This window comes from Nocardia puris, from assembly GCF_036051655.1.
GTDB classification, from domain to species: domain Bacteria; phylum Actinomycetota; class Actinomycetes; order Mycobacteriales; family Mycobacteriaceae; genus Nocardia; species Nocardia puris.
The window spans coordinates 106,091-127,006 of the sequence record NZ_CP107943.1; the positions used below are offsets into that span (position 1 = coordinate 106,091).

The 20,916-nt window shown below is 69.4% G+C and carries 12 protein-coding genes, 1 tRNA gene and 2 pseudogenes; 6 read left to right on the forward strand and 9 right to left on the reverse strand.

The features are described from left to right. Positions 1 to 13: 13 nt before the first annotated feature. From OHB21_RS00475 to OHB21_RS00490, 4 genes are all read right to left on the reverse strand, one after another. Positions 14 to 1,081 carry a tyrosine-type recombinase/integrase gene (locus tag OHB21_RS00475; protein WP_328436980.1) on the reverse strand — a complete coding sequence of 356 codons (1,068 nt, stop codon included), beginning with the start codon at positions 1,079 to 1,081 and terminating at the stop codon, positions 14 to 16. Beyond that, complete coding sequence (locus tag OHB21_RS00480; RefSeq protein WP_328436982.1) at positions 1,078 to 1,512, reverse strand: hypothetical protein; 435 nt, start codon at positions 1,510 to 1,512, stop codon at positions 1,078 to 1,080. The genes OHB21_RS00475 and OHB21_RS00480 overlap by 4 nt, the downstream gene beginning before the upstream one ends. A 170-nt stretch (positions 1,513 to 1,682) precedes the next feature. Further along, positions 1,683 to 1,764 (reverse strand) — tRNA-Leu (locus tag OHB21_RS00485). Between the two features lie 991 nt (positions 1,765 to 2,755). Then, on the reverse strand, positions 2,756 to 3,595 hold the full coding sequence (locus tag OHB21_RS00490) for a helix-turn-helix transcriptional regulator (protein WP_067508521.1): 840 nt from the start codon (positions 3,593 to 3,595) through the stop codon (positions 2,756 to 2,758). 161 nt (positions 3,596 to 3,756) lie between these two features. Here OHB21_RS00490 and OHB21_RS00495 point away from each other — a divergent pair, with 161 nt between their 5' ends. Both OHB21_RS00495 and OHB21_RS00500 read left to right on the forward strand, forming a co-directional pair. After that, a complete protein-coding gene (locus tag OHB21_RS00495; protein ID WP_195125693.1) occupies positions 3,757 to 4,695 on the forward strand; it encodes an SDR family oxidoreductase in 939 nt (312 codons plus the stop codon). Between the two features lie 250 nt (positions 4,696 to 4,945). Further along, the gene (locus OHB21_RS00500; protein ID WP_195125692.1) at positions 4,946 to 5,992 is read left to right on the forward strand and encodes an FAD-dependent monooxygenase; all 1,047 of its coding nucleotides are present in this window, start codon (positions 4,946 to 4,948) and stop codon (positions 5,990 to 5,992) included. 337 nt (positions 5,993 to 6,329) lie between these two features. Here the strand turns inward: OHB21_RS00500 and hutG are convergent, their stop codons facing one another. Next, positions 6,330 to 7,253, reverse strand: a complete 924-nt coding sequence (gene hutG / locus OHB21_RS00505; protein ID WP_067508527.1) for a formimidoylglutamase — start codon at positions 7,251 to 7,253, stop codon at positions 6,330 to 6,332. Positions 7,254 to 7,259: 6 nt separating this feature from the next. Further along, the gene (hutI, locus tag OHB21_RS00510; protein WP_195125691.1) at positions 7,260 to 8,435 is read right to left on the reverse strand and encodes an imidazolonepropionase; all 1,176 of its coding nucleotides are present in this window, start codon (positions 8,433 to 8,435) and stop codon (positions 7,260 to 7,262) included. 574 nt (positions 8,436 to 9,009) lie between these two features. Here hutI and OHB21_RS00515 point away from each other — a divergent pair. Next, positions 9,010 to 10,341 (forward strand): annotated as a pseudogene (locus OHB21_RS00515) (amino acid permease); the annotation flags it as partial. 403 nt (positions 10,342 to 10,744) lie between these two features. Further along, a complete protein-coding gene (gene hutH, locus OHB21_RS00520; protein ID WP_195125722.1) occupies positions 10,745 to 12,313 on the forward strand; it encodes a histidine ammonia-lyase in 1,569 nt (522 codons plus the stop codon). Between the two features lie 372 nt (positions 12,314 to 12,685). On the opposite strand, the gene hutU is transcribed toward hutH, so the two are convergent. Then, positions 12,686 to 14,350, reverse strand: a complete 1,665-nt coding sequence (gene hutU / locus OHB21_RS00525) for a urocanate hydratase (RefSeq protein ID WP_067508530.1) — start codon at positions 14,348 to 14,350, stop codon at positions 12,686 to 12,688. A gap of 203 nt (positions 14,351 to 14,553) precedes the next feature. Between hutU and OHB21_RS00530 the strand changes: the two are divergent. Both OHB21_RS00530 and hutC read left to right on the forward strand, forming a co-directional pair. Then, positions 14,554 to 17,895, forward strand: a pseudogene (locus OHB21_RS00530) (NAD-glutamate dehydrogenase domain-containing protein); the annotation flags it as partial. 83 nt (positions 17,896 to 17,978) lie between these two features. Next, positions 17,979 to 18,746 (forward strand): histidine utilization repressor, encoded by a 768-nt coding sequence (hutC, locus tag OHB21_RS00535; RefSeq protein ID WP_067508532.1) that lies wholly within the window; start codon positions 17,979 to 17,981, stop codon positions 18,744 to 18,746. Positions 18,747 to 18,955: 209 nt separating this feature from the next. On the opposite strand, the gene OHB21_RS00540 is transcribed toward hutC, so the two are convergent. Both OHB21_RS00540 and OHB21_RS00545 read right to left on the reverse strand, forming a co-directional pair. Beyond that, complete coding sequence (locus OHB21_RS00540; protein ID WP_084537561.1) at positions 18,956 to 19,555, reverse strand: MspA family porin; 600 nt, start codon at positions 19,553 to 19,555, stop codon at positions 18,956 to 18,958. A gap of 234 nt (positions 19,556 to 19,789) precedes the next feature. Beyond that, on the reverse strand, positions 19,790 to 20,794 hold the full coding sequence (locus tag OHB21_RS00545) for a LacI family DNA-binding transcriptional regulator (protein WP_067508536.1): 1,005 nt from the start codon (positions 20,792 to 20,794) through the stop codon (positions 19,790 to 19,792). Positions 20,795 to 20,916: the final 122 nt, after the last annotated feature.

The following is a 20,916-nucleotide window of genomic DNA, read 5'->3' on the forward strand; positions in this document are numbered from 1 at the left end:
GCGGTTGTGGCGGTCAATGATCTTCTCCAGGGGTGAGGGAGGAAGTCTCCTGGTCGGAGGCGTGCACGGCGACGAGGGGGTGCGGTTCCCCGGTGAGCGCCGACAGCGCCGCCGCGACTTCGAGGAGCGTGGCTTTGACGTAGGTGTGGGTCGTTCCTCTGGCCTTGCCGCGGTGTCCCCCGTATTTGGCGGCGACGGCGTAGCTGAAGGTGCGTTCGACCCAGGTGAGAGTGGTATGGCGAATCCAATGCGTGCTGATGCCTTGCGTGGCGACCCAGGGCAGGACCTCGCCGACACGTGTCCAGAGGTGGTCGAATCGTCGCGTGGTGATGGGTTTGCCGTTGCGGTAGCGCAGCAGTTGACCAGATCTCGGGCCGCCGCGCTCGGCGGCGTGCTGAACCAGGTGCCGCATCAGGGTGGGCGAGACCGGCTGCCAGCGGTCGGTGCCCTCCTTCTCGCGCAGGTAGACCAGGCACTGGTCCGCGTCGAGGTCGTGCGGGCGCAGGCCCAGGGCGCCGCTGCGGCGGCACGCGGTCTCGGTGAGCAGGCGCAGAATGAGGGCGTCGAGTTCAGGATCATCGCCGGTGGTGGCCACGACCTCACAGATTTCGGCCAGTTGAGGAGCGGGGATGGCGTAGCGGTTCGACGGGCGGCGGGTCGGCATGGTGAGTTGACGGGCGGGGTTGTCCGTGCGGCGGATCCAGCCGTTGTCCTCGGCGTACCGGTAGACGCATCGGGTGGCGCTGATGAAGTTCTCGACCGCGCTGACACCGCCGCGGGATGCGCGGTTGATGCGGGCTCCGGCTTGAACAGTGAGTGCCATCTCGTCGAGGTCGAGCTTTGTGGGTTCGTCGAGGCGACGGTCGTGCCATTGGGCGAGCAGGCGTTCGAAGTGCGTGTTGTACGTGCGCAGCGTGCCCGGGGACAGGCGGTCCCGCACCTTCGGTATCACGTCGCCGAAGGTCGGCACCGCCGGAATGCCGGTGCTCAGGTCGGCGGGTTCGATACCCATCTGCGCCAGGAGCAGGCGCGCGGCGGCCAGAGTCTCCGCGCTCGGCGGGGCGGTCGTCAGATCGGTCATCGGGCCGCTCCGAGGTCGTTCAAGCTCGCCGCGCACAGCGCCTCGAGCGCGGCGGGTGGGTGGATAAGCAGCCCGTGGCGAGGATGCCCGACGAGCAGTGGGCGGTCACCGACAGACAGCCCGACCCGGCGCCGCAAGGGGTGAGGAACGCGAAAGAAGTGACCGGCCGTTATCGCGACTGGGCCATCCGGTGATACCTGGGCCAACACGGTGCCGGAGTTCAGGCAGGTCAGCGACAGGCGCGTGCCGGGGTGCCATCCCAACGCGGTGAAGCAGTGCTTGTCGAGGATGCGGCCCGCCTCACCGACCGTGCACAGCCCGTACACGATGGCGGGATCAGCGGCCCGAACCAGAACTGGCGCCGGCACCGGCGAGCGCTGGGCGGCGCGGGCCAGCAGCGGAGTCCGGGGTGGGATGACGGGCGGGATCACCGGCGATCACCGCCGCCAGCAAACCCTCTGAACGTCGCCGACGGGCCGGAATCCGGCAGATCTGCCAACAATCGTCGCAGGTCAAGGGTCGTTTCCACAGGTCATACCTCGCGTGTCAAAGGGCCCTCTAACACGTGGCACGGAAATCCGGCACGTATGACGTGGATCTGTGCGCGAGAGGGGACTTGAACCCCTACGTCCTAGGACACCAGAACCTAAATCTGGCGCGTCTGCCAATTCCGCCACTCGCGCTTGATGGTACGACCGTCCAAACTCTACCGGCCGAACGCGCGAATCCGAAGCCTCTGTGGCGAGTGTCGTACTCACCGGTAACCCGACCTGGGCTTTTGTCGCCGGACCGGTCCCCAACATGAGGGGCACTCACGTTTCACAAGATCGAGAACCGCGCGAAGCTGCGGAATCACGGGCGGGGTGGACGCATGTGTCCGAGCATTCTGGTACCCGCGTACCGCGATCGCGACGTGGCACGCAAGGGCTGGTCGTGACTGTCCGTCGCACGCGCGACGCACACGACCGCCCCGACCGCGCAGGCTTCGGCCACATACGAGTCCTCGCTGTTCCGTTCGCCGAGTCACGGCGCACCGCGGACATCGCCGGCCGCCACAGCGTTCGGAACGAAGGCATCCGCCGGAGACCGACAGCGCCTCGGGAGGGGCATGCGGCGGTCCCGTAGGGCTTCGGCATTCGGCGCCAGGCTCGGTCCGACGCATCGCCGACGACATGCGGCACCTCGTGGAGGCCGGTTGGGGCACGGAGCTTCCGCGTCCACGGCGGCGCACCCCCGCTCGAGCGGTGGATCGGAAAACTTTGACGCACAGCATCATTCGAGCCACTGGTCCCGTTCTCCCAGTCTGCGCCGTGGTCGCGAATGCCGGCGGCTGCTCCGACGAAGGGGACGAGATCCAGCGCCTCACCGACTGCGCGGACATCGCCTTCCCCGAGAACACCGACGTCGTCTGATACGAAGGCGACAGGGAATTCAGGGAATCCACCTCGACAGCCGTAGTCTCGACATCCCCCGCGACTCCGTCGACGAATTCAAACAACGATCCGGCTTCACCCAGTTCGATCCCGCGATCCCCAGTCGTGGAAGTCCTCCTGGAACGCGACAGGAATGACCGACCAGGTCTCGTCCGGCGCCGGGAACGAACACTCGGTGGAGGGCTACCGGGACCCGCGACGGTACCCTCGTCATCCATGAGCGACCGCGCTCTCCACCCTCTCACCGCAGCATCTCGGTGCTCACCACCGACAACAACTGCAACTTCTCGTAACTCTCGCTTCCCGGCGTGGCCGTGTACACCAGCAGCAGGTGGGACTGGGTGGGGTCGAGGAGGGTCTGGCAGTGGAGGTCCATCGTTCCGACTTCGGGGTGGCGCAAGCGCTTCACCTCGCGGGGGCGCACGCCGACTTCGTGGGTGTTCCACAGGGTCCGGAATTCGTCGCTCTCGGCAAGCAGCAGGTCGGCGTAGTGCGCGGCGCGGGAGGCGGGACCGCGGCGGGCGGCGGCCTCGCGGAGGCCGGAGACGAACAGCCGGGACAGGAACGGGTGCTCCTCGGGCGCGTACAGGTCGCGTTCGGCGGGGTCGGTGAACCAGCGGTAGCCGATGCTGCGGGCGGGGCCGGTGAGCCGGGTGGTGTCGCCGGTCAGGGCTTTGCCGAGCGGCGTCTGGCGCAGGGTCTCCCCGAGTTCGGTGACGATCTCGGCGGGTGTGTCGTGGAGGCGGTCGAGGATTCGGAGCAGGCCGGGACTCACATGGTCGCTGGTCTCGCCGCGCACGGGCGGCTGGTGGCCCGCGAGATGGAAGAGGTGGTCGCGTTCGTCGAGAGAAAGGTGCAGGCCCTGCGCGATCGCGGCGATCATCTGTTCCGAGGGCTGGGGCCCACGTTCCTGTTCGAGTCGCGCGTAGTAGTCGGCCGACATGTGGCACAAACCGGCGACCTCCTCCCGCCGCAGCCCGTTCGCTCTGCGCCGCTGCCCGCGCGGCAGCCCGACATCCTCGGGCTGCAACGCCTCCCGGCGCTGCCGGAGGAACCCCGCCAGCCCCGCACGATCGATCACCGGAATCCTCCTTTCGCGATTGGCCTCGTTTCTACCCGCCGAGCCCCGCGTTATCCACGGATCGAGAGTCCCTGGATGTCGCGTCACGATCCGACCACCGTGAAAGCAGGACGTCAAGCACGCCGCGGCCGTCGTCCAGCCCCGAACGAGGAGCAGCAGCCATGCCACGCACACATCCCGACATCACCATCCCCGACCTCACCGGCAAACGTGCCGTAGTGACCGGCGCCAGCGACGGCATGGGCGTGGGAATAGCGGCGCGCCTGGCGGCCGCTGGTGCGGAAGTGGTTCTGCCGGTGCGCAATCCGCGCAAGGGCGAGGCGGCGCTGGTCGCGATCCGGCAGCAGAACCCGACGGCCGCGGTGTCACTGCGGGAACTCGACCTGTCGTCCCTGACTTCCGTCGCGGCACTGGGTGAAACGCTGCTGGAGGAAGGCCGCCCGATCCACCTGCTGATCAATAACGCCGGCGTGATGACCCCACCGGATCGCCAGGTCACCGCCGACGGCTTCGAGCTGCAATTCGGCACCAATCACCTCGGGCACTTCGCGCTGGTCGGCCACCTCCTCCCCCTGCTCCGGGCCGGCGCGGCCCGCGTCACCTCCCAGATCAGCATCGCCGCCAACCAGAACCGGATCAATTGGGACGACCTGAACTGGGAACGTTCCTACGACGGCATGCGCGCCTACAGCCAGTCCAAGATCGCCTTCGGCCTCTTCGGACTCGAGCTCGGCCGACGCAGCAGAGCCCACGGCTGGGGCGTCACCAGCAACCTCTCCCACCCCGGCGTCGCTCCCACCAACCTCCTCTCCGCCCGCCCCGAACTCGGACGCACCGACGACACCACAGGCGTGAAACTCATCCGTTGGTTCTCGACGCGCGGAATCCTCTTCGGCACCGTCGAATCCGCGAAGCTCCCCGCCCTGTATGCCGCCACCTCCCCCGCCGCGCACGGCGAACGCCTGTACGGCCCCAGCGGAATCGGGCACCTGGGCGGCCCGCCCACCGAACAGAAGATCTACAGCCGGTTACGCAGTCTCGAAGAGGCGCACCGTATCTGGGAGATCTCGGAAGAACTCACCGGGGTCACCCTCACCTGAGCTTCGGATGCCACTCGGCAACGCCGGGCGCGAGGTCCGCGCGAGCATGGAGGTTGGAGGACACTGCGCTGTCGTGGGCCGCACCCCAGACCGGAGCCCGTCCCGACACATGGGTAGCTCATTCACGAGTCCAGGCACACCACCCACGACTACTGTCGACAGCGCAAGAACGACAAGGCGACGCCACGGCATCCCGGCCGTCCCCACCTTCCGCAACGCTCGAACCCGCTTACCCAGGTAGGAGATTCGAATGGTGACCATTATCGGTGGAGGTATCGCCGGAACTGTTCTCGGTGGCGCGCTGGCCCGGCAGGGTGAACCGGTCACGATGTACGAGCGGCAGCGGCGGGGCGCCGAGGGTGGCGCGTTCCTGTTCGTCGACGGGCGCGGGCATTCGGTGCTGCATGAACTCGGGGTCGCCGACGAGGTGGTGGACGCGGCGTCGTTTCCGGTGACCGCGCTCGAGTACGCGGGCAGCGATGGTCGACGGGCGGCGATGAGCCGCGGTCACCGATTCTGGCTGCACAGCTCGCTGATGCGGGTGCTGGGCGAATTCCTCGGTACGTCCGGCGCGGACGTCCGGTATGGGCAAGCAGTCACGGGCGTGGCCCTCGACGGGGGCGAAACCCGGCTCACCCACGGGGACGGGTCGTCCGGCACCGCCGACGGCACCGTGATCGCCGCCGACGGTATCGACTCCGTCGTCCGGGCGCGTCTGGAGCCGGATCGCGTGCCGGTCTACGCGGGCGATGTGGTGCTCTACGGACGGACGGAGGATCCGCTCGCGCTGGACACCGACGCGCAGATCCTGCACTTCTTCGCCGAACTCGACGAAACCGGCAGCGCCGCAAGTACATTCGGGCACATCTGGCGGCCGGGTGATGCCGCGCACTGGTTCATCCGGATCGCCAGGGACCCGCTGGACGGGCCGGACGACCTCGGTATGCGACCCACCGAGGAGTGGCACGACACCGTCCTGCGGGCCACGCCGTCGATCACTGACATGGTCGAAACCCTGCTGGACCGCACCGATTCCGTGCACGTCAGCAACGCTCGCGACGTACCCCTCGACACGGCCGCGCCGCCCACCCTGCCGGTCCTACTCATCGGCGACGCGGACCACGCCATCACCCCCGCCGCCGGTGTCGGCGCGCGCGACGCGCTGGAGGACGCGCACGCCGTCTACACCGCGCTCACCACGGGAACCTGCCCTGCCGAAGCAATGTCCTTGCGGCGCACCACCATTCTCGAGGACCGGCAACGCGCCCTCCGCAACCGAGCGTCGGTGTCGCGGTAGGCGTTTCGTGCAGCCTGCCGCCGGATAGCGGTGCTCGACCGTCCGCGCGGCGCGCCGACACCTCGTCCGCATCGAAGCGCGGCGCGCCCGCCACGAGTCGGTGGCGAGCCCAACCCACCCGCGTCAAGGTGCGCACCCGGCCATCGCGGCGTGTCCTCCTCGGATTCCCCACCGAGATCGAACCACCCCGAGGCTCGTCCGGCCCGCCACCACCGCCACACGGCGTACGCACCCCGGCAGCCGGGCCCGCGACCAGCCGGGACAGCAGCACCGCGAGGCCGGTCGTGAGCCGTGAGCCACGCCGGCGCCGAGCCGGACTACCCGCCGTCCACCACACTCACCCCACCAACGCCACATGCCCCGTCACGATCCGGTGCAGCAACCGCGCCGCTGTCCGAGCCGTCCGGTTGTCCACATCCAGACTCGGATTCAGTTCCGCCACATCGACAACGGCCAACTTCCCGCTGGCGGTGACGTAGTCGCACACGGATTGGATCGTCGCGAGCGGCACCCCGAACGCCGCGGGCGCGCTGACGCCGGGGGCGACGGCGGCGGGGAGCACGTCGAGGTCGATGGTCAGGTAGACCAGGTCCACGCCGGCGAGGAAATCGTCCACGAACGCGAGGGCGTTCGACTGTCCGCAGTCTTCGTCCAGGAGGTAGCGCACACCGTAGGTCGCCGCCGTGTCGAACAGGATCTTCGTATTGCTGGGCTGACTGATCCCGATCACCGAGTACTGGACCGAGTCGCCGTCGGCTTCGAGGATCTGCCGGAACGGCGTGCCGGAACTCGGCACCGGGTCGGGCCGCAGGTCGAAATGGGCGTCGAGGTTCAGGATTCCGACGCGAGTGCCCGGCGCTCGGCGCGTGGACCCGGCCAGCCCGAGGTAAGTGCCGTAAGCGATTTCGTGCCCGCCACCGAGGACGACCGGGAAGTGCCCCGCGTCCAGCAATGCGGTTACCCGCGAACCCAATTCGCGCTGTCCCTCCTCGAGCCGCTCACCGGCGACCGCGACGGTCCCCGCGTCGATCGCACGGAGCGGTGCGGCGAGAGCCATCGGCGACAAGGCCGAACGCAGCGCGTCGGGTCCCGCGGCCGCACCGCGCCGGCCCTTGTTGCGCCGCACGCCTTCATCGCTGGCGAACCCGACGAACGCGCACGCACCCGGCGCACCGCCGGGCTCGTAGGGTTCGACGATCTGATGCCAGCGCAGATGCTCGGGAGCGGTGCCGTCGATACGGCCGGACCAACCGGAATTCATGACACCTCAGTTCGTGTGGACGAGTGCGCCACCGCGCCACACCCGGCTGATGAGCGGCACGCCGGGACGGTAGGCGAGATGCAGGTACGAGGGAGCGTCGAGCGCGATCGCATCGGCGCGCGCGCCCGGGGACAGAACGCCGATATCACTGCGGCGCAAGGCTTTCGCCCCACCGGCGGTGGCCGCCCACACGGCCTCGTCGGGGGTCATCCGCAGGTCGCGGACCGCGATCGCGATGCAGAAGGGCAGGCTGGTGGTGTAGCTGGTGCCGGGATTGCAGTCCGCGCCGAGCGCGACGGTGACCCCGGCGTCGAGCAGCGCGCGGGCGTCGGGGTAGCGGGAGCGGGTGCTGAAATCCGCACCGGGCAACAACGTGGCCACGGTGTCGCTGTGCGCCAAAGCCTCGATGTCGTCGGCGTTCACGTGCGTGACGTGATCCACCGACGCCGCACCGAGTTCCACCGCGAGCTGCACGCCCGGCCCCTGGCGCAACTGATTGCCGTGCACGCGCGGCACGAGACCGTGTGCCATGCCCGCCGTCAGCACCGCGTGCGACTGATCGCGATCGAACGCGCCCTCCTCGCAGAACACGTCGATCCAAGTCGCATGAGGAGCGCACTTCGGGATCATTTCGCCAACCACCATCGCCACGTAATCGTCGGCGCGCCCGGCATATTCGGGTGGCGGCACGTGCGCGGCCAGCAGCGTCACCTCCTCGGTGAACCGTCCCGCCACCTGCACGCTGCGCAACTCGTGCTCGACGGTCTGGCCGTAGCCGGACTTGCATTCCACCGTGGTACTGCCCGTGCGCACCGATTCGTCCAGCAGGCGGCGCACATTCGCCGCCAACTGCTCGTCGGTGGCGGCGCGGGTGGCTTCGATGGTGGTGCGGATGCCGCCCGCCGCGTACTTCTGCCCCGACATCCGCGCGGCGAATTCCTCGGCCCGGTCACCGGCGAATACCAGGTGCGAATGGGATTCCACGAATCCCGGCAGCACGGCCCGCCCGTCGAGATCGTGGGCGATGTCGGCGGCCGGGGCGTCGGCGGAGTTCCCGACCCAGGCCACCACGCCGTCCTCGAAAACCACTGCGGCGTCGCGTCTTATCCCGAGCTGCCCCTCCCCCACGGTGGGATCGTTGGTCACCAGGACACCGATTCCGGTCAACGCGGTGGTCGACACCTCAGTTGCTCCTCTCTCGCCGGGTACGGGACGCGCTCACCGCGAATCCTCCCCGGTGAGCGCGCGATCGGGCGCGAACTCCGAGGACACGCCGCCGTCGGCATGGATCGGGTGGATTGTCCGGACCGGCCCATCGCGGGTCCCGGGGCCAGAGCAGCACCGAAGCCAGGCCGGCGACGATTCCCGTGTTCGCGCCGGGGTGCAGCGTGAACCGACCCGCGGCGCACCGGTCGCCGCCCTGTACCACGTCGATGGCGCGGCGTTCCGGGGTCAGGAGCCCTGCGGGCGTCGTCGTTCTTCATGACATCGGCTTTCTGCGGCGACAACGTCGGAGAGGCGCGGCGTGCGGTGGATCACGCCATGAGGGATATGTATAAACCTGTATATACAACCTGTCAAGCGTTGCCCGGAATTCGCCACGGGCGGGTGATCTTGCATCATGGGTCGCCGCCCCGTGCGGATTGACAATCCTGTATAGACAGGCTTATACATGTAGCCGTGTGATGCGGCGCACAGAGCGCGCCGCGGTCGTATCGCTCGCACTTTTCCGCCCTGAAGACTCCGGGAGATTGGTTTGAACAAGCCCGCCGCCGTGCTTACTCGCGGTCTCACCGCACGCCATATCCGCTTCATCGCGCTCGGGTCGGCCATCGGCACCGGGCTGTTCTACGGATCGGCGGAGGCGATCAATCGGGCGGGCCCGTCGGTGCTGCTGGCGTACCTGATCGGCGGCGCGGCGATCTACATCGTGCTGCGGGCGCTGGGCGAGATGGCGGTGAGCAATCCGGTCTCCGGCTCGTTCGGCGAGTACGCGACCAAACACCTCGGCCCACTCGCCGGCTTCATGACCGGCTGGACCTACACCTTCGAGATGCTCATCGTCTGCCTCGCCGACGTCACCGCGTTCGGCGTGTACATGGGCTTCTGGTTCCCCGACGTCCCCCGCTGGATCTGGGTGCTCTCGATCATCTTCTTCATCGGCGCGCTCAACATGCTGCACGTGAAGGTGTTCGGCGAGGTGGAGTTCTGGTTCAGCCTGGTCAAGGTCGTCGCGATCCTCGCGATGATCGCGGGCGGCATCGCGATCCTGATCTTCGGCTTCGGCATGCACGACACCGGCACCGGCGTCAGCAATCTGTGGGCCGACGGCGGGTTCTTCCCCAACGGCATCGGCGGGTTCGTGCTGTGCTTCGCCATCGTGATGTTCGCCTTCGGCGGCACCGAGATCATCGGCATCACCGCGGGCGAGGCCGAGAAGCCCGAGCGCACCATCCCCCGCGCCATCAACACCGTCCCGGTGCGCATCATGCTGTTCTACGTGCTCACCCTCGCCGTGATCATGGCGCTCAACCCGTGGCAGAGCATCGGCTCCGAGGGCAGCCCGTTCGTGCAGATCTTCCAGACGCTCGGCATCGGTCCCGCCGCGACGGTGCTGAACATCGTGGTGATCACCGCGGCACTCTCGGCGATCAACAGCGACATCTTCGGCGCGGGGCGCATGATGTACGGCATGGCGCAGCGCGGGCAGGCGCCGGGGGTGATGCGGCAGGTCTCGCGGGGTGGCGTGCCGTGGATGACCGTCGTCATCATGACCGCGACGCTGCTGGTCGGCGTGCTGCTCAACGCCCTGATCCCGGACAAGGTGTTCCTGGTGATCGCCTCGCTGGCCACCTTCGCGACCATCTTCGTCTGGCTGATGATCCTGCTCTCGCACTACCGGTCGCGCCGCCGGATGAGCCCCGCCGAGGCCGCCGCGCTGAAGTTCCCGGTGCCGTTCTGGCCGTACGGGCAGCTGATCACCATCGGGTTCCTGGTGTTCGTGATCGTGGTGATCGCGTTCGACGCCGACAGCCGGGTGGCGCTGTTCGTCGGGGGCGGGTGGTTGGTGCTGCTGTGGTTGGCGTATCGGCGGTGGGTGCGGCCGCAGGGGGCTGCGGTGGTGTCGGGAGGCGGGGCCGGGTCGCCGGACGGCATGGTGGCCGCAGCCGTCGACGGCACCGTCGCATTCGACAGCACGCGCACCGCACCCGCCGACGTGGCCGACACCGCGAGCAGCGGCGATTCACCCGGGGGCGTCGTCGCCGCAGCCACCAATGGCACTGCGGCGCTGCACAACAAGACCGCGGCCGTCGACCTGACGTCCAGTGACATTTCGACGGCGTCCCCGGACTCCGCACCGCTACGCGGCGGCACCAGGGCCGCCGCCCGGCACGGGGCGACCGATGGCGACCCGTCGATCCACGATCGCGTCTGAATTTTCCTGAACCACCGAGCATTTCGAACGGAGAGACATTGTGAGCATCGAAAGCCTGCCGCACGCCCGGCATTCCGCGGACGCCGGCGAGCCGGTCATCGTCGGGACCGGTCCGGTGTCGCCGGAGGACGTGGTGCGCGTCGCCAGGGGCGGCGCCGGGGTGGTGCTGTCCGAGGAGGCGCTGGCCGCGATCGGCGAGAGCCGCAAGCGGATCGAGGCGCTGGCCGCCGATCCCAAACCGGTGTACGGGGTTTCGACCGGATTCGGCGCGCTCGCCGTCCGTCACATTCCGCTGGAGCTGCGTAAGCAGTTGCAGCGGAGCTTGGTTCGCTCGCACGCGGCCGGGTCGGGGCCCGAGGTGGAGCGCGAGGTGGTGCGCGCGCTGATGCTGCTGCGGCTCTCGACGCTGGCGACCGGGCGCACCGGCGTGCGGCCGGAGGTGGCGCGGATCTACGCCGCGCTGCTCACCGCCGGCATCACCCCGGTGGTGCACGAATACGGCAGCCTCGGGTGTTCCGGCGATCTCGCGCCGCTGGCGCACGTGGCGCTCGCGGTGATCGGCGAGGGCACGGTGCGCGACGCCGACGGCGAACTCCTGCCCGCCGCACAGGCTTTGGCGGCCGCCGGGATCGAGCCCGTCGAGCTGGCGGAGAAGGAGGGGCTGGCGCTGATCAACGGCACCGACGGCATGCTCGGCATGCTGGTGCTGGCCTGTCACGACCTGCGCCGCCTGCTGCGCCTGGCCGATGTGACCGCGTCGATGAGCGTGGAGGCGCTGATGGGCACCGACAAGGTGTTCGCCGCCGATCTGCAAGCGCTGCGCCCGCATCCCGGCCAGGCCGCCGCGGCCGCGAACATGACTCGGCTGCTTCATGATTCGGCGATCATAGCGAGTCACGCGACGCCGGACTGCACCGTCGTGCAGGACGCCTACTCGCTGCGGTGCGCACCGCAGGTGGCCGGCGGCGCGCGCGACACCCTCGCGCACGCCGAGCGTGTCGCCGCGTGGGAATTGGCCAGCGCCGTCGACAATCCGGTGGTCACGCTGGACGGGCGCGTCGAATCCAACGGCAACTTCCACGGCGCGCCGATCGCGTACGTGCTGGACTTCCTCGCCATCGTGGTCGCCGACCTCGCCAGCATCAGCGAGCGCCGCACCGACCGTTTCCTCGACAAGGCCCGCAACCACGGCCTGCCGCCGTTCCTCGCCGACGATCCGGGCGTCGACAGCGGCCACATGATCGCCCAGTACACCCAGGCCGCCATCGTCTCGGAGCTCAAGCGCCTCGCCGCACCCGCCAGCGCGGATTCGATTCCGTCCTCGGCGATGCAGGAGGACCACGTGTCGATGGGGTGGTCCGCGGCCCGCAAACTCCGCCGCGCGCTCGACGGGTTGACGCGCGTCCTCGCCATCGAAGCGCTCACCGCCGCCCGCGCCCTCGACCTGCGCGCTCCCCTCACCCCCTCCCCCGCCACCGCCGCCGTCCGCGCGGTGCTGCGCGAACGCGTGGCCGGGCCGGGGACGGACCGCTACCTCGCACCCGAAATCGAAGCGGCCGTGGAACTCGCCGCCTCCGGCGCCCTCGTCGCGGGCGCGGAGTCGGTGGTCGGCCCACTCGACTGACCCCCACCGCGCGAAACGGCCGACGGCACAACGCCGCCGGCCGTTTACGTCTGCGATCCAGCGTGCTCCCGGCGCCCACCCGCTAGACGGCGACGATGTTCAGCAGCGGACCGAATCCCTTGAAGTCGCCGGGATGCCGGGGAGGCAGCGGCAATGCGTGCCACTCCGCATAGTCGATGCGCGGAATACGCGCACTGGTGCGCGCGAGCTCGGAAACCGGAACGAACCCCCGCCAGGAGAGTGGCTTGAGTTCGGCTACCGGTTGACCGTCCCGCGTGATCGTGAAACTCTCGCCGGCCTCGACCGCGGCGCACCCACAACAGAACAACCCCGGAACCGTCCATACGGTTCCGGGGTCGCGAACTACCGAACTCAGCTCTCCCACATGGGAATACGTACCCCACGCTCACGCGCCACATCCGCGGCGTGCTCATACCCCGCGTCGACGTGGCGGATGACGCCCATACCCGGGTCGTTGGTGAGCACGCGCTCGAGCTTCTCGGCGGCCAGCGGCGTGCCGTCGGCGATGCAGACCTGGCCGGCGTGGATCGAGCGGCCCATGCCGACGCCGCCGCCGTGGTGCAGCGACACCCAGGAGGCGCCGGAGGCGGTGTTGAGCAGGGCGTTGAGCAGGGGCCAGTCGGCGATGGCGTCGGAGCCGTCGCGCATGGCCTCGGTTTCGCGGTACGGGGAGGCGACCGAACCGGAGTCGAGGTGGTCGCGGCCGATGGCGACGGGGGCGGAAAGTTCGCCGGAGGCCACCATCTCGTTGAATTTCAGTCCGGCGCGGTGCCTTTCGCCGTAGCCGAGCCAGCAGATGCGGGCGGGCAGTCCCTCGAACTTCACCTTCTCCCCCGCCATGGTGATCCACCGCTTCAGGTGCTCGTTCTCGGGGAAGAGTTCGAGGATGGCGCGGTCGGTGGCGGCGATGTCCTTCGGGTCGCCGGAGAGCGCCGCCCAGCGAAACGGGCCGAGCCCCTCCTCGAACAGCGGCCGGATGTAGGCGGGCACGAAGCCGGGGAACTCGAACGCGCGGTCGTAGCCGCCCTTGCGCGCCTCGTCGCGAATGGAGTTGCCGTAGTCGAACACCTCGGCGCCCTTGTCCAGGAACCCAACCATCGCCTCGACGTGCTTGGCCATCGACGCCTGCGCCTGCTCGGTGAACCACACCGGGTCCTGCTCGGCCTTGCGGTGCCAATCCTCCAGTGCCACACCGAGAGGCAAGTAGGAGAGCGGGTCGTGCGCAGAGGTCTGGTCGGTGACGATGTCGATGGGCGCGTCCATCGCCAGCAGCCGCGGAAACACCTCGGCGGCGTTGCCGACCAGGCCGATCGACAGCGGCGTCCGCGCGTCGCGCGCCTCCACGGCGCGGCGCAGTGCCTCGTCCAGCGAGTCGGCCTTGGTGTCGAGGTAGCCGTGCGCGATGCGCCGGTCGATGCGGGCGGGATCGACGTCCACGCAGATCGCCACGCCCTCGTTCATGGTCACCGCGAGCGGCTGCGCGCCACCCATGCCGCCCATCCCGGCGGTCAAGGTGATGGTGCCGGCCAAGGTGCCGCCGAAACGCTTGCGCGCCACCGCGCCGAAGGTCTCGTAGGTGCCCTGGAGGATGCCCTGGCTGCCGATGTAGATCCACGACCCGGCGGTCATCTGGCCGTACATGATCAGGCCGAGCTGTTCGAGCTTGCGGAACTCCTCCCAATTGGCCCAGTCGCCCACCAGGTTCGAGTTCGCCAGCAGCACGCGCGGCGCCCACTCGTGGGTGCGGAACACGCCCACCGGTTTGCCGGACTGCACGAGCAGCGTCTCATCGGATTTCAGCGTCTTCAGCGTCCGCACGATCGCGTCGAACGCCGCCCAGTCGCGCGCGGCCTTGCCGGTGCCGCCGTAGACCACCAGGTCGTCGGGGCGCTCGGCCACGTCGGGATCGAGGTTGTTCATCAGCATCCGCAGCGCGCCCTCCTGCTGCCAGCCGAGCGTGCTCAGCTCGCTGCCGCGGCTCGCGGACACCGGACGGGGGCCGGGGACGTCGCTCATGAAGTCTCTCCTCACATGTGGTTACGGCTAACACCGAGTCTGTGGTCCGGGTCACGAAAATCCGGGGATACGTGTATAGTCCTGTATATACAACTAACTGTCAAGCGAGCCGGGCGGACGCGGTGGCGCCTCCGCCGGAAGGTAGTGACATGAAGGCGACTTCGACGGATTCGGCCGCGGCCCCGCAGGTCCGCGAGCGCGACACCTGGGACGAGCGATTCCTCGCGGGCAGCACCCTGGACCGCGACCGCGCGCTGCACTACACGTCCGCGATACCCGCGGGCTATAAGCAGGATCGCGATCCCGAGCGCGCCACCGACGACGTCACCCGTCTCGAAGGGCTCACACCCGATGCGCTGGACTTGCGACTCGAACGCGCGGCAGACACCTCGGGCGAATGGCGGCTGACGCTCTACGTCGGCGGCCGCGCGCTCACCCTCAGCGAAGTGCTGCCGATTCTCCAGAGCCTCGGCGTCGAAGTCCTCGACGAGCGCCCCTACACCGTCGCGAACAGCGCGGGCGTCACCTGCCGGATCTACGAGTTCACGCTGCGCTACCCGGCAAGATCGTTGCCCGAACCTCTGGACGAGCGCGATTTCGCCGAGCGCTTCACCACCGCGTGCGCCGCGATCTGGCACGGCCGGGCCGAGGCGGACAGTTTCAACGAGCTGGTGGCCCGCGCGGGCCTGAACTGGCGGCAGGTCGCGGTGCTGCGCGCCTACGCGAACTACCTGCGCCAGGGCGGTCTGCCGTACAGCCGGACCCATATCGCCACGGTACTCGGCGAACATCGCGCCCTGGTGCACCGTCTGATCGAGCTGTTCGAGGTGTCGTTCGATCCCGAGCGCGTCGACCCGGCGGCGGCCGGCGACCTGACCGCCACCCTGGACGACGAGATCGCCGCCGTCCCCGGACTCGACGCCGACCGCATCCTGCGCGCCTACCGCAACGCCCTGGCGGCCACCCTGCGCACCAACTTCTACCGCGACGTCACCGAGGGCCGGGAATGCTTGTCGTTCAAGCTCGATCCCCGCCGCATTCCCGAATTGCCGCTGCCGCGGCCGCATTTCGAGATCTACGTCTACTCGCCGCGGGTCGAGGGCGTGCACATGCGGTTCGGCAAGGTGGCGCGCGGCGGGTTGCGCTGGTCGGATCGCAAGGAGGACTTCCGGACCGAGGTGCTGGGCCTGGCGAAGGCGCAGGCGGTGAAGAACGCGGTGATCGTCCCGGTCGGGGCGAAGGGCGGATTCGTGGTGAAGCGTCCGCCAGCGCCCACCGGTGACGCCGCCGCCGATCGAGAAGCGCTGCGCGAGGAAGGGATTCGCTGCTACCGCACGTTCGTCGGCGGACTGCTCGACCTCACCGACAACGTGGATCTGGCGAGCGGCGCGGTGCTTCCCCCGGCGCGGGTGGTGCGTCGCGACGGCGACGACAGCTACCTCGTCGTCGCCGCCGACAAGGGCACCGCCACCTTCTCCGACCTCGCCAACGAGGTCGCCGCCGAATACGGGTTCTGGCTCGGCGACGCGTTCGCCTCCGGCGGCTCGGTCGGCTACGACCACAAGGCGCTCGGCATCACCGCCAAGGGCGCGTGGCGCAGCGTGCGGCGGCACTTCCGCGAGCTCGGAATCGATACGCAGGCAAAGGATTTCACGGTCGCCGGGATCGGCGACATGAGCGGGGACGTGTTCGGCAACGGCATGCTGTGCAGCCCGCACATCCGGTTGGTCGCGGCGTTCGACCACCGGCACATCTTCCTCGACCCCGATCCCGACGCCGCGAGGTCGTTCGCCGAGCGGGCGCGGCTGTTCGCGCTGCCCCGCTCGTCGTGGGCCGACTACGCGCCCGAGCTGATCAGCCCGGGTGGCGGCGTCTGGGAGCGCACCGCCAAGGCCGTGCCGATCGCGCCGCAGGTGCGCGCGGCGCTCGGGCTGGCCGACGGCGTCACGACACTGACGCCGCCGGAGCTGGTGCGCGCGATCCTCTGCGCTCCCGTCGACCTGCTCTGGAACGGTGGCATCGGCACCTACGTCAAGGCGGCCACCGAATCCCACCTGGACGTGGGCGACAAGGGCAACGACGCGGTGCGGGTGGACGGCGCGCAGCTGCGCGCCCGCGTGGTGGGCGAGGGCGGCAATCTGGGGTTCACCCAGCTGGGCCGCATCGAATTCGCCCGCGCGGGCGGGCGGATCAACACCGACGCGCTGGACAACTCCGCCGGTGTGGACTGCTCCGATCACGAGGTCAATATCAAGATCCTGCTGGACGGACTGGTCGGCTCCGGACGCCTGGACGCGGCGGCGCGCAACGCGCTGCTGGCGGAGACGGCCGGGGAGGTCTCGCGACTCGTCTTGGCCGACAACGAATCCCAGAACGAACTCATGGGCACCGGCCGGGCGCGCGCGGCCGCGACGCTGGCCGTGCACGGGCGGCTGATCGAACAACTGGAGGCCACCCGGGGGCTGGACCGCACGCTCGAGGCGCTGCCCACCAAGAAGGAGATCGCGGCGCGCCGCAAGGCCGGGCAGGGGCTGACCTCCCCGGAACTCGCCACGCTGCTCGCGCACGTCAAGCTCGCGCTCGCGGCGGATCTGCTGGCCGGCGACCTGCCCGACAGCGCCGCCTTCGCCGACGACCTCGCCGCCTACTTCCCCGCGCGCCTGCGCGAGAACTACGCCGACGCCATCGCCGCGCATCCGCTGCGCCGCGAGATCGTCGCGACCGTGCTCACCAACACCGTCGTCGACCACGGCGGCATCACCTACGCCTACCGGCTCGCCGAGGAATCCGGGGCCGACAACGCCGACGCCGTGCGCGCGTTCGCGGTGGTGGCGGCGGTCTTCGACCTGCCCGCGCTGTGGCGCGACATCCGCGCCGCCGGCCTGAGCGCCGACCTCACCGACGAACTGATCGTGCTCAGCAGGCGGCTGCTGGACCGGGGCGCGCGCTGGATGCTGACGCAGCGGCCGCAACCCCTCGCCGTCGGCGCGGAGATCCGCCGGTTCCGCGACACCGTCGCCGCGCTCACCCCGCACATCGCAAGCTGGCTGACGGGTCGCGACGCCGAATCGCTCGCCGCGCGCACCGACGCCTTGACCGCGCGCGGCGTGCCCGCGGACCTCGCCCGACGGCTCGCGCTGCTGCTCGACCAGTTCGCGCTGCTCGACATCATCGAGGTCGCCGAATTGTCCGGGCGCCCACCGCGGGACGTGGCCGAGGTGTACTACCTGCTCGGCGACCGGCTCGAGGTGGTGCCGCACCTGGTCGCGGTGTCGCGACTGGAACGCGGCACGAAATGGAACGCGCTCGCCCGCGTGGCGCTGCGCGACGAGCTGTACGCCACCGCCCGCGCCATCTGCCGGGACGTGCTGCTCGACAGCGATCCCGGCGAGCCGGCCGAACCCGTGGTGGGCCGGTGGGAGCAGCGCAGCGCCGCCCGGCTGGACCGCACCCGGCGCATCCTCGGCGCGATCGCCGAATCGGGCGAGGACGATCTGGCGGCGTTGTCGGTCGCGACCCGGCAACTGCGGGCGCTGGTGCGATGATGGGCGCACAGAGGAGCGCAACGGCTACGGGGCACGCCGCCCCGGAGCCATCGGGAGCACGCGCGCGTGCGGTGAGAGAACGGATGCCGGTGGTGGGGATCGAAGTGGTCGACGCGGAACTCGCCGCGCTGTACGGCGGGCTCGGCACCGAGGTCGCCGCCTACGAACGGGTGAAGCAGCTCATCACCTCGCAGATCAAGGGCGGGCGGTGGCAGGAGGGCGATCAGATACCGTCCGAGAACCAGCTGGTGAGCGCGCTGGGCCTGTCGCGGATGACGATCAACCGCGCGCTGCGCGACCTCACCGCCGAGGGCGTGCTCAACCGCGTCATGGGCGTGGGCACCTTCGTCGCGCCGACGAAGAAGGCCTCGCCGCTGTTCGAGGTGCGCAATATCGCCGACGAGATCTCCCAGCGCGGGCACCGGCACCGCACCGAGGTGATCTTCGTGCGCGCCGAGGACGCCGACGAAGCGCCGCCCGTGCTGCGGAACACCGTGCGCGGCAAGGTGTTCCACTCGCTGATGGTGCACTTCGAGGACGACGTCGCGCTCCAGGTGGAGGACCGCTACGTCAACCCCGCCGAGGTGCCGCAGTACCTGGAGCAGGATTTCACCGCCACCACCCCCAACACCTACCTCAGCCAGGTGGCCCCGCTGGTGCGCGGCGAGCACATCGTGGAGGCGGTGCTGGGCAGCGCCGAGGAGTGCCGCCTGCTCGGCATCCCCGAGAGTGAACCGTGTCTGCTGATTCGTCGCCGCACCTGGTCGGCGGGCGGGCTGGTCAGCGCCGCGCGGCTGGTGCATCCGGGGTCGCGGAACCGGTTGGAAGGCAGTTTCGGGACCGGCGACTGAGCGCGCGGAATCCCGTCGCCGGCCGAGCGGAGTCCGCGCGCTCACCGAAGCCGGATGGGATAGTGCCGCCTGTCGCCCACTCGCGGAAACAGCAAGGGCGGGGTGCGCATTCGCACACCCCGCCCGATATTTGTTCAGCTGGGGCGGCCTACGTCCGGTAGGCCGCCGCCGCACGATCCGCTGTGGTCACCGTAAAGGTGACCGCCGAATCAGAGCGTCCAGGGCTTGCCGTACGTGGTGACGGTGCCGCCGTCGGAGCTCTTCACGGTGACGAACGGCCGGATGTTGGTCGGGCCGACCACACCGGTGACGGTGCCGTGGAAGCCGTGCATGCGGATGAAGCCCTCGTCACCGGAGATCTCGCCGGTAGCGGCTTCGATGGTCTCGATACCCGGGCCGAAACCGACCTCGAGCTCGACACCGGCCTGCGGGATCAGGCTGTCGAGAGTCACAGCGCCGCCACCGTCGAGGCCGAGCTCCAGCTCCAGACCGGGGGTGGACCATCCGAACGAGAGCTTGCCGTCGAACGAGGCCGGGAAGCCGACCTGGTAACCGATGGTGATCTCGCCCTCGAAGTCCTCCGCGCCGTCGCCGCTGATCTTGAAGGCGGCGGTCCCGTTGTGGAACCACTCACGGGTCAGCGGGTTGCCATCCAGCGGCGGGATGAACTCGATCAGGGTGTCTTCCTGGATCGCTTCGATCGTCAGACCGGCGCTGTCGACGATATGCGCCCTGCTGTCGATCTCAGCGGATGCCGGGCCATTGCCCAGCGTCAGGCCGATCGCAGCTGCGGTCGCTACGGTCAGCATGCGGAACACGTTGCGGCTGCCGCGACGGGTCGTTCCCCTCATGTAATTGCCACCTCATCAGGTTTTCTTGCTCAGCCTCGGCCGTCGAGACCGACGCGTCCCCATTTCAGGACCTGGGGAGCGTCTTCCATGAAAGCGAACGGCAAACAATCAGCACTCATACCCGAGGTGAATCGGCAAACAACCCCGAGCGAACCATGACGGGAGCCGAGGTCAGCGAGGTACGGGCCGGGATCAGAAAGCCGGAGATGCGGTGGAGTCGCGGACCTCCAGGTTCGGGAACAGCACCTCGTGCCGGTCGGCGTCCCGGCCCGCGACCCGCTCCAGCAGCAACGCCACCGCCGTTTCGCCGAGTGCCGGTCCGCACTGGTCGACGCTGGTGAGACGGGGGCGCACGCGGGCGGCCAGATCTGTGTTGTCGTAACCGACGACCGATATCCGCCCGGGGACGTCCACGCCCAGATCGAAGGCCCGGTCGAGGACGTCGACGGCGAGCAGATCGTTGTTGGTCACGACGGCGGTGGCCCGCCCCCGCAGGATGGCGTCGATCGCTTCGGTTCGGCCCGCGCCGAGCGGGACCGGTCGAGCATCGAGCGGCTCCAGACCGGCGCGCCTGAGCGCTGCCTCGTAGCCACGGCGCCGCGCCAGTGCCGCCGGGCGCCGTGATGCCGAGGCGAACGCGATGTGGCGGTGCCCCAGCCCGATCAGGTGATCGACGGCGAGCCCGATGCCCGCCTCGTCCTCGTTGGCTACCGAATCGAGGCCGGGCGGCGTGTCCTCGGGACGGCCCACCACCACCACCGGCGTCTCTTTCGCGGCGGCGGCCAGTACGGCGTACTCGACACGCGAACTCACCACGACGATGCCTTCCATATTGAGGCCGAGCATGGCGTTGAGGTGTGCGGCCATCCGGTTCGGATCGCGACGGCCGTTGGCCAGGAAGGTCTCCAGGCCCACGGCCTCCGCCGCGGTCTCGACGCCCAGCGCGACCTCGGTGTGGTACGGGTTGCGCAAGTCGGTGACCAGGACGCCGATCTGACCGGTCCGGCCGCGCACCAACGCTCGCGCCAGCGAGTTGGAGCGGTAGCCGAGTTCGTCGGCCGCCTGCACGATACGGGCGCGCGTCGCGTCGCTGACCCCTTCGTCACCGCGCAGGGCAAGGGATACCAGCGATTTCGAGACGCCCACCCGAGCGGCTATGTCGACGATCGTCGGGCGGCGCGTTCGGCGGATGGTCATAGCCCTATCTTGGCGATCCCTCGCGCGCGGCGTGCGGGAGCCCGGCCGCGCCGACGGCTACTGGAACGTTCCAGTCGGGTTCACTCCTCGTCTACAGGAGTCCCCCTTTCCGTTCAGAGAAC

Coding starts and splice junctions, on each gene's coding strand:
- OHB21_RS00540 (WP_084537561.1), bottom strand. CDS start 19,555: ATGCTGACCGTAGCGACCGCAGCTGCGATCGGCCTGACGCTGGGCAAT.
- hutU (WP_067508530.1), bottom strand. CDS start 14,350: ATGAGCGACGTCCCCGGCCCCCGTCCGGTGTCCGCGAGCCGCGGCAGC.
- OHB21_RS00500 (WP_195125692.1), top strand. CDS start 4,946: ATGGTGACCATTATCGGTGGAGGTATCGCCGGAACTGTTCTCGGTGGC.
- OHB21_RS00475 (WP_328436980.1), bottom strand. CDS start 1,081: ATGACCGATCTGACGACCGCCCCGCCGAGCGCGGAGACTCTGGCCGCC.
- hutG (WP_067508527.1), bottom strand. CDS start 7,253: ATGAATTCCGGTTGGTCCGGCCGTATCGACGGCACCGCTCCCGAGCAT.
- hutC (WP_067508532.1), top strand. CDS start 17,979: ATGCCGGTGGTGGGGATCGAAGTGGTCGACGCGGAACTCGCCGCGCTG.
- OHB21_RS00545 (WP_067508536.1), bottom strand. CDS start 20,794: ATGACCATCCGCCGAACGCGCCGCCCGACGATCGTCGACATAGCCGCT.
- OHB21_RS00495 (WP_195125693.1), top strand. CDS start 3,757: ATGCCACGCACACATCCCGACATCACCATCCCCGACCTCACCGGCAAA.